Annotated in this window: 13 protein-coding genes; 12 read left to right on the top strand and 1 reads right to left on the bottom strand. The window is 36.9% G+C overall.

Annotated features, from left to right (window positions below; translation table 11 throughout):
• Positions 1 to 6: 6 nt before the first annotated feature.
• Positions 7 to 606 (bottom strand): hypothetical protein, encoded by a 600-nt coding sequence (locus JF76_RS08415; protein ID WP_045928627.1) that lies wholly within the window; start codon positions 604 to 606, stop codon positions 7 to 9.
• A 334-nt stretch (positions 607 to 940) separates the two neighbouring features.
• Between JF76_RS08415 and JF76_RS08410 the strand changes: the two genes are divergently transcribed.
• The 12 genes from JF76_RS08410 (at position 941) to JF76_RS08355 (ending at position 13,447) form a co-directional block, all read left to right on the top strand.
• Complete coding sequence (locus JF76_RS08410; protein WP_084600385.1) at positions 941 to 2,674, top strand: LytS/YhcK type 5TM receptor domain-containing protein; 1,734 nt, start codon at positions 941 to 943, stop codon at positions 2,672 to 2,674.
• Positions 2,655 to 3,392: a LytTR family transcriptional regulator DNA-binding domain-containing protein gene (locus JF76_RS08405; protein WP_045928626.1), complete on the top strand. Its 738-nt coding sequence runs from the start codon at positions 2,655 to 2,657 to the stop codon at positions 3,390 to 3,392. The genes JF76_RS08410 and JF76_RS08405 overlap by 20 nt, the downstream gene beginning before the upstream one ends.
• Before the next feature lie 157 nt (positions 3,393 to 3,549).
• Complete coding sequence (locus JF76_RS08400) at positions 3,550 to 3,984, top strand: CidA/LrgA family protein (RefSeq protein ID WP_233560919.1); 435 nt, start codon at positions 3,550 to 3,552, stop codon at positions 3,982 to 3,984.
• On the top strand, positions 3,984 to 4,709 hold the full coding sequence (locus JF76_RS08395) for an LrgB family protein (RefSeq protein ID WP_034978143.1): 726 nt from the start codon (positions 3,984 to 3,986) through the stop codon (positions 4,707 to 4,709). Before JF76_RS08400 ends, JF76_RS08395 begins: the two co-directional genes overlap by 1 nt.
• Positions 4,710 to 4,962: 253 nt before the next feature.
• Positions 4,963 to 5,862 carry a metal ABC transporter solute-binding protein, Zn/Mn family gene (locus JF76_RS08390; protein WP_045928624.1) on the top strand — a complete coding sequence of 300 codons (900 nt, stop codon included), beginning with the start codon at positions 4,963 to 4,965 and terminating at the stop codon, positions 5,860 to 5,862.
• Positions 5,863 to 5,881: 19 nt separating this feature from the next.
• A complete protein-coding gene (locus JF76_RS08385) occupies positions 5,882 to 7,009 on the top strand; it encodes an SLAP domain-containing protein (protein WP_045928623.1) in 1,128 nt (375 codons plus the stop codon).
• Between the two features lie 53 nt (positions 7,010 to 7,062).
• Complete coding sequence (locus JF76_RS08380) at positions 7,063 to 7,683, top strand: ATP-binding cassette domain-containing protein (protein WP_045928992.1); 621 nt, start codon at positions 7,063 to 7,065, stop codon at positions 7,681 to 7,683.
• Entirely contained in the window at positions 7,683 to 8,480 is a 798-nt protein-coding gene (locus JF76_RS08375; RefSeq protein ID WP_045928622.1) for a metal ABC transporter permease, read from the top strand. Before JF76_RS08380 ends, JF76_RS08375 begins: the two co-directional genes overlap by 1 nt.
• Before the next feature lie 172 nt (positions 8,481 to 8,652).
• Positions 8,653 to 9,882, top strand: coding sequence for a lactate oxidase (locus JF76_RS08370; RefSeq protein WP_045928621.1), 1,230 nt, complete (start codon positions 8,653 to 8,655; stop codon positions 9,880 to 9,882).
• A 169-nt stretch (positions 9,883 to 10,051) separates the two neighbouring features.
• Positions 10,052 to 11,548 (top strand): ABC transporter substrate-binding protein/permease, encoded by a 1,497-nt coding sequence (locus JF76_RS08365; RefSeq protein ID WP_045928620.1) that lies wholly within the window; start codon positions 10,052 to 10,054, stop codon positions 11,546 to 11,548.
• A complete protein-coding gene (locus JF76_RS08360) occupies positions 11,541 to 12,290 on the top strand; it encodes an amino acid ABC transporter ATP-binding protein (RefSeq protein WP_045928619.1) in 750 nt (249 codons plus the stop codon). The genes JF76_RS08365 and JF76_RS08360 overlap by 8 nt, the downstream gene beginning before the upstream one ends.
• Before the next feature lie 14 nt (positions 12,291 to 12,304).
• On the top strand, positions 12,305 to 13,447 hold the full coding sequence (locus tag JF76_RS08355; protein ID WP_045928618.1) for an ArgE/DapE family deacylase: 1,143 nt from the start codon (positions 12,305 to 12,307) through the stop codon (positions 13,445 to 13,447).
• Positions 13,448 to 13,514 lie beyond the last annotated feature (67 nt).

Below are 13,514 nucleotides of genomic sequence, written 5' to 3'. Positions count from 1 at the left end.
AAAACGTTAATATAAAAATCCTTTGTATTCATGTAATGACCATTTCCGGGCCAATTTCTTGGAACGGTACCAGTGAGCACAATTGTGTATTTTGCTGCCATGCATAACATTAGCCTCAGTTAATACTTGATGTCCTTTAAGCTTAGACACGTTGTAAAAAAGACCTCCATCTTCTTCGTGACCGCCGATGGCATTAGTTGAGTTCCACTGTTTTACGTTCAACCATTTATGGCCACCTTCTTTTTTATAACCAGTTAGAAACTCCCAATGTAAAGCTTTATTATCATCGCTGCCAAGTGCATCTGTGGCAGTATGTGGGATATATTTATGTAAAAATTTAGAATCAGTTCCCATCTTCATTTTTTTAGGATTTTCGCCATAATAATATGTTCTGGTAACTTTAGTTTTAGTAAAAGTTTCTTTGGTGACGAACGGATAATTTATATCTTCTTTATTGAAAAAATACCAGTTGCCCCGCATTGCCTTAGGATAAACGGTTGGTACTTTTTTCGCTTCTACAGTAGTTGCGGAATTGTTGATCTGACTTCCGACCGTCCCCAAGCTTATTAAAGCAATGACTGAAATTAGTGATTTCTTTAGTTTCATTTTTCTCTCCTTTTAAACTGCTTTAGCAATTAATATATTATTAATGGTATCACTTGACAGCAAATAAATAAAAGCAAATTACCAGTTAGATGACTGCCCTTTATCTGTTTAATAAATTTCATAAGCAATAAGTTTCAAAAATCTTAGTGAATTTAAGGCGAAGATTTAATCATTTCAGCCACTATTTTGAGCAGTTGAATACGATTTCTATTGCGTAAGCTGAAAAAATTGTCATACTTATATGATATAAAAGGTTAATTCCAGCTTAGTTTACGGATTGGAGAAAAACGTGTTCAGTCTATTCATATTATTATCAGAACGCCTGGGTATTATTATGATTCTGGCGTTTCTCCTTGTTAACATGCGATTTTTTAGGGATTTAATTGAAAAAAGAACCTTAAAATCGCAAATCTGGTTATTTATCATTTTTTCACTCTTCGTTGTCATTGCCAATCTCACTGGTGTAGAAATTTCGAGCACAAAAGAAATAGTTACCCCGCTTATTCTGACAGAATTACCTCAATCTGATTCAATAGCAAATACCAGGATGTTGGTTATCACTACTGCAAGTTTGACTGCTGGACCCTATGTAGGACTTCTAGTTGGGTTAGTGGGTGGTTTACACCGTGTGATTTTTGGTGGCTTTTCGGATTATTTTTATATTGTCAGTTCAGTTTTAATTGGGTATTTAATTGGCGTTTTAGGTGATAAGGTTAAGAAAAATAACTTGTATCCTTCTACTTTTTGGGTAGCAGTTTTATCTTTTTTAGCAGAACTAATTCAGATGGCCTTTATTTTTGCATTTCATGGTTTCGGCTTGATTAAATTAATTTTTGTACCCATGATATTGTTAAACACAATTGGTTCTTGCTTGTTTATAGAAATTTTGAAAACCTATTTATCAAATGAGCGTCAATTGCGGGCTGTGCAAACTAAAGACGTTTTGGAATTGGCTAATAAAACATTGCCTTATTTTCGCCATGGACTGGACTTTGATTCTGCAGAGCATGTCTGTAAAATTATCAAAAAATACACTAATTTTGATGCGGTTGGCTTAACTGATCGTGTTAATGTACTGGCTCATGTTGGCGCTGGACAAGATCACCACATTGCTGGTGAGCCGGTAATAACTGATTTATCTAAAACAGTTATTGCTTCAGGACATGAAAAACTGGCTCATTCAAAAGAAGAAATTGGTTGTCCTCATCCGAATTGCCCATTAACATCCGCTATCGTTTGTCCACTGCAAGTAAACAAAAAAACGATTGGAGCACTAAAGCTGTACTTTTGTGCTGAACAAGAAATGACAGTAGTTGAAGAAAATTTGGTTCGCGGTCTTGCTATGATTTTTTCAGGACAATTGGCTATTGGCATTGCAGAACAGCAGACCAGTTTGGTAAATGAAGCTGAAATTCGGGCATTACAAGTTCAAATTAATCCGCATTTTTTATTTAATGCAATTAATACAATTGGCGCCTTAATGAGGGTTGATGTTAGTGAAGCTCACAGAGCTTTAATGCAGCTTAGTACATTTTTTAGATTAAGTTTGAAAAATGGCCAGGAAAAAGAAATTACCCTTGATCAGGAAAAAAGGTATGTTAGTGCTTATACTGGAATTGAAGAGCTGCGTTTTCCGCATAAATTTAAAATTGACTATCAAATAAGTGTGCCTGATAGTACGCTTCTGCCATCGTTTTGTTTACAAATCTTTGTGGAAAATGCTATCAAACATGCCTTCAAAGGCAGAAAAACTGGTAACAAAATTATCATTAATTTAAGTCAAAAAAAAGATTACTTGCAGATTTTAGTAAGTGATAATGGTGTTGGTATTAAACCGGAAATTTTAAAAAGGCTGGGTCAAGAGCCAATAAGTGAATCTGGCGGCAGTGGTACGGCACTCTATAATTTAAATAAGCGTCTGATAGGTTTATATGGCACAAATAGTCAATTGCATATCAAAACTGGTAAAAATGGAACTACTTTTAAAACCGAGATACCATTGAGACAAGCTGAAAAAAGTGATTTTGAAGGTCAAGGGGGAGCTAAAAATGAAAATTTTGGTAGTTGATGATGAACCATTAGCCCGCACTGAATTATCTTATTTGATCAAAAAAAGTTCAGTTTTAAATAAGCAAACCGTTAAACTCTATGAAGCAGAAGATATCAAGGAAGCACAGGGAACTTTGCTTAAATATAAAATTGACTTGCTGTTTTTGGACATTTCGCTTAATGAAGAAAACGGCTTTGAACTGGCCGATGAATTGAAACAACTGAGCTATTCACCGATGATTGTATTTGCTACTGCGTATGATAATTATGCCGTGAAGGCTTTTGACGTTGGTGCACTTGACTATGTCTTAAAACCATTCGAACAAGAGAGGGTTGATCAGGCACTGCAAAAGGCTGTGAAAGTTTTAAACAGTCAAAATAACAATGCTGTGCAGGCGCAAAAAGCGGGAAGTGACGTTCTTAGTATTGAACTTGAAGATCGCAACGTAGTTATTAAGAAACTGGAAGTAATAGCTGCAACGGTTAATAATGGTGTACTAACAATTGAAACGAACAAGCAAAAATATGAAACACGCAAGACCTTAGCTTGGCTAAAGGAACGACTAACAGATTCATGCTTTCTACAAGTCCATAGAAATGCAATTGTAAATATTGAAGATATCAAGGAGGTCCAGCCCTGGTTTAATCATACATTGATGTTGATTATGAATAATGATTCCAGAGTTCAGGTAGGTCGATCCTACCGCAAAGAATTAAATCAAAAATTAGGTTTGTAAATAGTTCTCTAATTTATATTGACTTGTGAATTTGCTTTAGTGCAGTTCACAGGTCATTTTTTGCAATTCACGAGTTAATCGCTTACAAAAATCATATTTTCTATTATCTTATTACTTGAAAGCAAGAAAGCTGAAAATGAGAAAGGAAATCGATCTTATGAAAAAAGAAAAAACAAAATCAGCTCCAATTTTAGTACAAATGTTTATTTATGCTGCAATTTTGTTTGTGGCACAAGTAATTTCTGATTTGATGCCAAAGTCTTTTCCCGTACCGACTCCAGTGATTGGGTTAGTTTTGCTTTATTTTTTATTGACTTTTCATGTAATCAAAGTTGAATGGGTAGATTCTTTTGGCAGTGCACTAATCTCACTAATTAGTTTCATGTTTGTTCCCTCTGGAATCTCTTTAGCCGCAAATTTAAAGATTATGAAAGAGCAGGGAATACAACTAATTATAGTGGTAATTGCTTCTACAATCATTTTGTTAGTTGTAACTGCTTATACCACTAAATTCTTTAGTTGGGTTATAGGAAAAGTAACTAATAATCAACTAACTGTTATGAATCACAAAAAAGTAGGGGATGTTAAATAATGCAATATATTACGAATCCATTATTTGGAGTTTTCTTGTCATTAATTGTATTTTTAACTGGACAATGGCTGTTCAAAAAATCAAAAGGTTTTTTCCTTTTTCAACCACTCTTTGTAGCAATGGTTTTGGGAATAGCAATTCTGATTATCCTTGCTAAGTGCTTTGATGTTTCAACAGCTACTGTTTATGCTAAAGCTTATAAACCAGGTGGAGATATTATTTTCTGGTTCATCACGCCAGCTACAATTGCTTTCGCGGTACCATTGTATAAGCGTAATGATGTTGTAAAGAAAAACTGGCTGGTTATTCTTTTAGGGTTGGTTTTCGGTACGTTAATTTCAATGGCTTTAATAACACTTGTCGCTAAAGCAGTTGGTTTAAATACTGTCGGAATAAAGTCAATGCTAAGTCAGTCTGCTACTACTGCAGTAGCTATGCCAATAACAAAAGCTATCGGGGGCAATGCTTCGGTTACAGCTATGGCATGCATACTTAATGCTGTAGTAATTTACGCCTTAGGCAAACAATTAGTTAAGTGGTTCAACTTAAATAGTGATCCATTGGGAACAGGCTTGGGTTTAGGTTCTGCAGGCCATACTATCGGCTCAGCTTTTGCATTGGAAATGGGCTCTGTGCAAGGAGCAACTGCTGCAGTGGCAGTTGTTGCGACAGCTTTAGTGGATAATCTGTTAGTTCCAGTTTTTGCCCATTTAATTGGGTTGTAGTTTATAATTTTTATAATTTTATAGTTGTTTGTTTACTTACTCTAAAAGCACACGAATGAATCGTGTGCTTTTTAGATTGTCGTATATTTGCTTTATAGAGAAATGAAACTGTAACGAAACTATAATAAGGCGTTGCTTTTAAAGCACTCCCTAATTAGTGTATAATGGTTATTAATTGTAAGTAACTTTTATTTTGTACTGCAATTAAAAAGTTGCCTTATTACTTAAAAACTACACTTAAATACGAAAAGGAATGACAACAATATTGAAATTTGTTAAATTTAGAAAGTTATTTGCTGCAGTTACCTTATTAGGCATAGTTCTTTTAACATTAGGTGCATGTTCACAAAAGTCACACAAAAGCAGTAAGATATCAATTATGACGACGACGAATGTCTATTCTGACATTGCTCAAAATATAGTTGGCAAATATGGCAAAGCAGAAGCAATTATTAAAAAATCTGCAATTGACCCTCACGATTTTCAACCTACTACTAACGATGCCAAGGCTCTATCTAACGCAGACATAGTAATAGAAAATGGCCTAGGTTACGACAGTTGGATGGATAAATTGGCTTCTTCAGTTGACAAAAAGCCGGTTCGCGTTGGTGAAGACCTGATGGGTTTAAAAAAAGGTGATAATCCGCATATTTGGTTTGATTTGACTATGCCCACCAAGTATGTTAATTACTTAGTTAAGAGCTTGTGTAAAAAAGATCCAAAGCATGCTCGTTATTATAGAAAAAACGGGAAAAGGTATTTAGCTGAAATTGCCCGTATTAAAAGGACTTCTGCTAAATTAAGTCACCACGTTGAAAAGCCCGTTTATGTCAGTGAGCCGGTTTTTGACTATGCGTTAAGTTCTGTCAACATTAAAGTCGCAAATAAAGACTTTGAGAAAGCAATCCAAAATAATACAGATCCGAGTCCAGCAGCTGTTCAGAAAATGACTGATGGTATTAAGAAGCAGAAAATTGCGTTTTTTGTGATCAATGAACAAACTTCAAGTTCTACAGTTGACACTTTTCTGAAATTGGCAAAAAAGCAAAACATCCGTATCCTAAAAATAAGGGAAACTATCCCGGATAATACCAATTATCTTGATTGGATGAATGATAGTTATCAGGATTTGGCTGAAGTAGTCCGAAAATGATTATTATGAGGCGTTAAAAATGAAGAAATTGATTGCCGTTTTAGCTTTAGGAGCGAGCATTGCAACTGTTGCTGCTCCAGAGACGATGATAGTACAAGCAAGTACAATTAATGATACTGCTAAGCAAAATAGTTTCAGCGGTGTAACTTATGCAGAACAAGTATTAGCGCAAGAAGGTATTAAATATAACGATTTTTCTGCTGCTAATCCGATTAATTATCGCAATGGCAAGCCTGAAGGCGTTGTTATTCACGAAACTGCAACACCCAATGCTACTGCACGTAATGAATGTATTTATTTTAATCGTGAATGGATGAATATTTATTCTTATGTTCATGCTTTTGTGGATAAAACAGGTGTCATTCAAATGACAAGCCCAGATTACGGTGTATGGGGTGCTGGTCCTGTTGCCAACAATCGTTTTGTGCAAGTGGAACTGTGTGAAGAAAACAATCTGGCTGATTTTGCCAAAGGCGTGAATAATGACGCAATTTATGTTGCGCAAATTTTGCACAGATATAATTTGGAACCTGACAACGCTGTTCATGATGGCAAAGGGACAATTTGGTCTCACCATGCTGTGTCTACCTTTTTAGGAGGTACTGATCATACTGATCCGGATGGTTACTTTGCTAAATGGGGTTATTCAATGGATGATTTCTTTGATCTGGTTAAATATTATTATGATCAAGGAACGCCAGCTGATAATGCACCTGTTGATAATGATACAGTAACTCCACCAGCACCTGCTGCACCTGCTAAAAAGCCGGCTGTTCTACCTAAGCCAGTTGCTACCAAAGTCTTAATTCATAATGCATTGGTTTATAATGAAAATGGTGTGGCGACTGATTTACCAACTAAAAAGGCTGGTACCAAGTTAACAATTTATGGCAATCAAACCATTAAAAAAAGAAAGTATTTGCAAATAGGTGTTAATCAATATGTTGTTGCCAGCAACGTTGAAGGCAAATTACGTCAATTAAGCCACAATGCTTACCTTTACGATGGCAAAGGGAAACGGGTTGGTACAAACAAGTTATACCGCGGCAATTATGTGCGGACATATGGCGGTCGCGTTAAGATTAAGGGTCGTAAATATTACCCAATTGATGTTAATCAATTTGTCAAAGTGGGCAATTTTAAATAGATAATATAGGAAAATACAAATTGTCTGATATTTTAGAAGTTAATAATCTCTCAATGAGATTTGATAAAAATAATGTTTTTGAGAACTTAAAGTTCAAGTTAAAAAGGGGTTCGTTAACTGCACTCCTAGGTCCCAATGGTACTGGAAAGACTACCTTAATAAATATTCTAATGAAGATGTTGACTCCTAGCTCGGGATCTTTTAAATTTGCAGATGATGTTCGTCTGGGTTATGTACCTCAGTTTCGCAATATAGATGCTGAATATCCATTATCAATTGAAGCTTTTGTTGGTTTGAATGCACCGATTATTAAAAACGGTCAAACTAAGGAAGCAATAAAAAAGCAGTTAGAGGAAACCAATCTCTATCAAATTAAAAATACTCGTATGGGGGAAGCTTCAGGTGGACAAAAACAAAGAGCCTATTTAGCTCAAGCCCTGCTTGATAATCCTAATATGATTATTTTAGATGAAGCTACGGCAAGTCTTGATCCTATGGCTAAAGATGAGCTGATGAAGCTGATCAGACATTTGAATGAAAAACATAAAATAACAGTTTTGTTTGTAACTCATGATATATCATTAGCTCACAAGTATATGCAAAACTATTTATATTTAAATCATGGTCAAATTGAACATGGTGAAATGTCCCAATTTAAGGAGGCATATGAATAATGTTTGCATATGGTTTTATGCGCAACGCATTTTTGGCGAGTACCTTTATTGCGATAACTTGTGGCACTGTCGGTGTTTATGTAGTCGCACGTAATTTTAGTTTTTTAGCACATACGCTTTCCGAAATTGGTTTTGCAGGTGCTGCATTTGCTGTTTGGCTGGGAATTGGACCTTTGTGGGGGATGCTTTTGTTTACCCTTCTGGGTTCAATCAGTGTTGGGGAATTGTCACTTCATAGTGAGCAAAAAGAATCCTCAATTAGTGCTATTTCAGCCCTGTTTACGGGTTTAGGCGTACTTTTTCTTGCCATTTCTGGAGCTAACAGCAATTATGCTACGAATATTTTATTTGGCAGTATTATTGGTGTTGATCATCAGGGCGTGATCCAGCTTATAGCCCTTTCTATAATTGTATTGCTGATGATTTTTAGTATCCAGCGCTCATTAAATTTTGATTCATTTGATCATATTGGTGCTCTTGCTCATGGAGTAAAAACTGGTGCAGTAAGTGTTATTTTTTTAATTGCTCTGGCGATGTCGGTATCAATTGGTGCTCAAATAGTGGGCTCGCTTTTAGTTTTTATTTTGCTAACATTACCACCAGCCACTGCAAACTATTTAGGGAAAACAATTCCGGCGATGATTGGCTGGTCTGTCTTTTTTGCCTTGATTGGCGTCTGGCTTGGCTTATACTTGGGCTATATTACGAATCTGCCAGTAACTTTTTTTATTGCTGTCATTGAAGTTACGATCTATCTTGTTACATACTTCACTCATATTATTAAGCATAGTTTGTAGTAATTATTAATATAAAAATAACATCAATTATTATTTTTTGCTTTACTTTGTGAAAAAATAAACAGTGGGAATCCCGTTATTTAAACATTTATTTTTAAATTTCACTAACTTTTGTAAGCATTTACATGTATAATAGAAATTGGAAATATTAAATAAAGAAGGAGTCTTAAAAATGACATCATATTATAATGGTTTTCCCCAAAGTGATCGTGACGAAACACTAAAGATGATTAACCTCGATGAACTCGAGGAACGTGCAAAGAAAGTTATGCCAGAAGGTGCATATTACTATATTGCTTCAGGTTCAGAAAATGAGTGGACTTGGCGTAATAACACCACTGCTTTCAATCACTTTCAGATTGTGCCTCGTGCTTTGACCAATATGGATAATCCTAAATTGGATACTGAATTTATGGGCATGAAATTAAAGACACCTGTAATGATTTCACCTATTGCCTGTCATGGTATCGCGCACAAAGATGCAGAAATTGCTACTCAAAAGGGTGCAGCTGCAGCAGGTGCCTTGTTTGCATCGAGTACTTATGCTAATAAGAGTGTGGAAGAGATTGCGGCAGCAGCTCCAAATGCACCACGTTTCTTCCAACTTTATCTCAGCAAAGACTGGGGCTTCAACAAGATGGTCTTTGATGCAGTTAAAAAAGCTGGCTACAAGGGCATTTTCCTGACAGTAGATGCTTTGGTATCAGGCTTTCGTGAAGCTAACCTCAGAACTAAGTTTGCCTACCCTGTTCCACTAGACTTCTTTACTCGCTACCAAGGAGCAAAGGGTGAAGGCCAAACTGTAGCACAGATGTATGCTTCTTCAGCCCAAAAGATCGGGCCAGAAGATGTTAGACGTATTAAGGAAATGTCAGGCTTACCAGTATTTGTTAAAGGCGTTGTTTGTGCAGAAGATGCCTACTTAGCCATGGGTGCTGGCGCTGATGGTATTTATGTAACTAACCATGGTGGTCGTGAAGTTGACTGTGGTCCTGCAACAATTGATATGTTGCCAGAGATTGCTAAGGCCGTAAACCACCGTGTTCCTATTGTCTTTGATTCAGGCGTTCGTCGTGGTTCGCATGTCTTTAAGGCTTTGGCACTTGGTGCTGATATGGTTGGTGTTGGTCGTCCATACTTATACGGCCTTGCACTTGGTGGCGCTAAGGGCGTTCAATCAGTTATTGAGCAATTGAACCAAGAATTATTAATTGATATGCAATTGACTGGCTGCAAGACAATTGAAGATGTTAAACACGCTAAGATTACTCATATTAATTACACTGCCGACAACTTGAAGTCAAATACTGATCCTACAAGAGTTAAGCCATATCCTGTAACAGCTGAGAATCAATTAAAAGAAGATGACTCAGACGCTGTAACTGGTGCTTCTCAAGCATAATTAGCTTTTAGTTTTAAGTAGTAAAAAGTGCTCTGCATATATTCGGTGCTTTAACTGACATGCAGAGCCTTTTTTATTGCTTAAAAAATGATTGTTTTTAATTAATAGTTGTAATTTAATTTTTATATCTTTATAATTGTCATAATAAAAATAATAATGGAGGAAAATTATGAAGAAAGCGTGGAAATTGCTTGAAACTTTGTTGATAGCATTTATAATGTTAACCTTGTTACCCCAGAATGCAGCAGCTGCTGACAAAGGCCAAACTGAACAAAGAACCGACAATTATCTACGAAGAGTCAAGCAAAAAGGTGAACTAGTCATGGGAACTAGTCCAGATTATCCTCCTTACGAGTTTGTCAAAAATATTAAGGGCAAATCAAAAATAGTTGGTATGGATGTTGAAATAGGGCAAAAAATTGCCCATGATATGGGTGTTAAGCTTGTTGTGCGGTCAATGGACTTTGACTCTCTTTTAGTGGGTCTTGAGACAGGTAAAATTGACATGGTCATTGCCGGAATGAACGCGACGCCTAAGAGGGCTAAAAGCGTTGCCTTTAGTCAGCCATACTATAGAAGTGATCAAAAATTACTGATAAGAAAAGAAGATAAAGGCAAATATCATAATTATAAGTCTTTTGCCGGCAAAGCAATTGGTGCTCAAACTGGTAGTATGCAGGCCACAATGATCAAAAATCAGGCCAAAAATGTCAAACTAAAAACCATGGATAAATATAACGACTTAGTTTTAGGATTAAAAACGCGTAAGGTTGATGCAGTTTCAGTTGACAAGGCAACAGCCGAGGCTTTTGCCCAAAATACGGACGGGATTATGGTTATTCCGGCAGGCCTCAAGACAGAGTCATCCGCTACTTCTGTTGCTTTTCATAAAGGAGCCAATAGTTTAGTTAAAGCTGCAAATAAATCAATAGCGGAGATTAAGCAAAAAGATTTAATAGATAAAGAATATTTACCCAAAGCTGGAAAATATTTAACCGCCGGTAAGACAAAAAAGGAAGTCAAAGCGTCTAATTCAATGTGGGCATATAAAGACTTCTTTATTGCGGGCGTCGGGTACACTTTACTTATTTCTGCTATATCAGTATTCTTTGGTTTCTTATTAGGTGCGATACTGGCGTTTATGCGCTTAGGCCATAACCAAATTGCACGTTCAATTGCGACAGCTTATGTAGAATTTATTCGGGGCACACCATTAATGGTGCAATTATTATTCATTTACTTTGGCTTGGGAGTAGTAGTAAACTTCCCGGCTCTACTGTCAGGTATAATTGCCGTTTCTCTTAACTCTGCAGCTTATGTAGCAGAAGTAATACGATCAGGCATTAATTCAATTGCTGTGGGACAGACTGAAGCATCTCGCTCCTTAGGGCTGTCACGCACAGCGACTATGCGTTATGTTATTATGCCACAGGCAATGAAAAATATTTGGCCGGCTCTGGGAAACGAATTTGTTTCTCTCATCAAGGAAAGTTCAATAGTTTCAGTAATTGGCGTTAAGGATTTGATTTATCAATCGCGTGTAGTTCAGGCTGACACTTATCGTGGAGTAATGCCATTGGTAATCACAATGATCTTGTACTTTATCATTACTTTTGGTTTATCTAGCCTAATGAAAGTATTTGAAAGGAAAATGAATCATGACTAACGCAAATCCCGTAATTAAAGTTGAACACTTACAGAAAAATTTTGGTGATAATAAAGTTTTAAAGGATATTAATGCTCAGGTAAATGAAGGTCAGGTTATCTGTCTAATTGGACCGTCTGGTGCCGGAAAAAGCACTTTTTTGCGTTGTCTGAACCTATTAGATCAGCCATCTTCTGGCAAAGTGATTTTTGAGGATAAGGAGTTAACTGCCTTAAGCGAAGATCAGCTTGATCAACTGCGTGAAAGAATGGGAATGGTTTTTCAGCAGTTTAATTTGTTTCCCCATATGAATATTATTGAAAATATTAAATTAGCGCCCATGAAAGTTAAGGGCATGAGTGACAGTGATGCTAAAGCTAAGGGAATGGAATTGTTGGATCAGGTCGGTTTGGCTGATAAAGCAGAAGCCTTTCCAACCAATCTTTCAGGTGGACAACAACAAAGGGTTGCCATTGCTCGTGCCTTGGCAATGGATCCCGAAGTAATGCTCTTTGACGAACCAACTTCAGCGCTTGATCCGGAAATGGTGGGTGAAGTGTTGAAAGTAATGCAGGATTTAGCACAAAAAGGGATGACTATGGTAGTTGTAACTCATGAAATGGGTTTCGCCAAAAATGTTGCAGATGAAGTATGGTTTATGGCTGACGGTTATATTCAAGAAAAAGCTGCACCACAGCAATTTTTTGCTCAGCCACAAACTCCGCGCGCACAGGACTTTTTGGCAAAAGTTCTTGAGGCTTAGGTGGGAGATAGTAAGTGGAAGAAACACAAGCGATTAAAATATTAACAGACTTGTTAGCGATAGATTCGGCAAATGATCATGAAAGCCTGATAGCTGATTATGTAACCGCATTGTTTAGCGGATATCCAGTAGAAATTCACAGACTTTCTTATTCTTCCGGCAGAGATAATTTGGTAGTAACCATTGGAGATCATGGTCCATTGTTAGGTTTCTCAGGGCATGAAGATGTTGTTGCAGCTGGGAATTTGACCAATTGGCATACAGACCCATTTAAGCCCGTTTTGAAAGACGGAAAAATATTTGGGCGTGGTGCGAGTGATATGAAATCCGGTCTGGCGGCAATGATTGTTGCAATGCTTGATTTACTTGATAGTGAGAAAGAACTGCCCGGTCGTATTAGACTTTTAGCTTCTGTAGGCGAAGAAACCGGTGAATATGGGGCGGCTCAGTTGACTAAAGAAGGCTATGCTTCTGACCTGGATGGACTTGTTATTGGTGAACCCTCAAACTTTGACGTACGTGTGACACATAAGGGTATTATTGACTATTACGTTTATTCTAAGGGTATTTGTGTTCATTCTTCGACCCCAGAAAAAGGTCAGAATGCTATAATGCCACTGATTGAGTTTGCACAAGCAGCGCAACAATTAATGGACAGTCATCAAAAAAAGGATCCGGTTTTAGGCTCTTTTACTCATGTGGTTAGCCAAATTCAGGGTGGCAGTCAAATTAATTCTGTTCCTGACAGTGCTTGGCTTTCCGGCAATATCAGAACAACGCCTATATATCCCAATGAGCAAATTTATACTGAACTTGAACAAATAGTTGCTGATTTAAATAAAAATGGCGCTCAGCTAAAAATAAGATATAGTTTTCCTGAGGTGCCTTTACCTGACCAATCTCAGACAAAATTAGCTAAAATGGCTCAAAAAGTTGTCGAGCAAGAAATTGGCAGGCCAAGTGAATTTGTTGCAGGGACTGCTGCTACAGATGCATCAGAATATATTCAAGCTGGAGGTTTCCCTATTATTATTCTGGGACCGGGAGCTGGAACTACTGATCATGAACCAAATGAGTATATAGAAGTAAATGCTTATTTAGATGGCTGTCGTTTATACCAAGAATTAGCAAGGCAGTTTTGGAACTCATTAGACTGATTTTTGACTATCATTAATATTTTTATAACAGAAAAAAGCCACTTCTTAAAAATAGGAGTGGCTTTTG

This window comes from Lactobacillus kullabergensis (genome assembly GCF_000967195.1).
GTDB classification, from domain to species: domain Bacteria; phylum Bacillota; class Bacilli; order Lactobacillales; family Lactobacillaceae; genus Lactobacillus; species Lactobacillus kullabergensis.
Note: the sequence above shows the minus strand (reverse complement) of the source record. Positions and strands in the feature narration are given on the sequence as shown.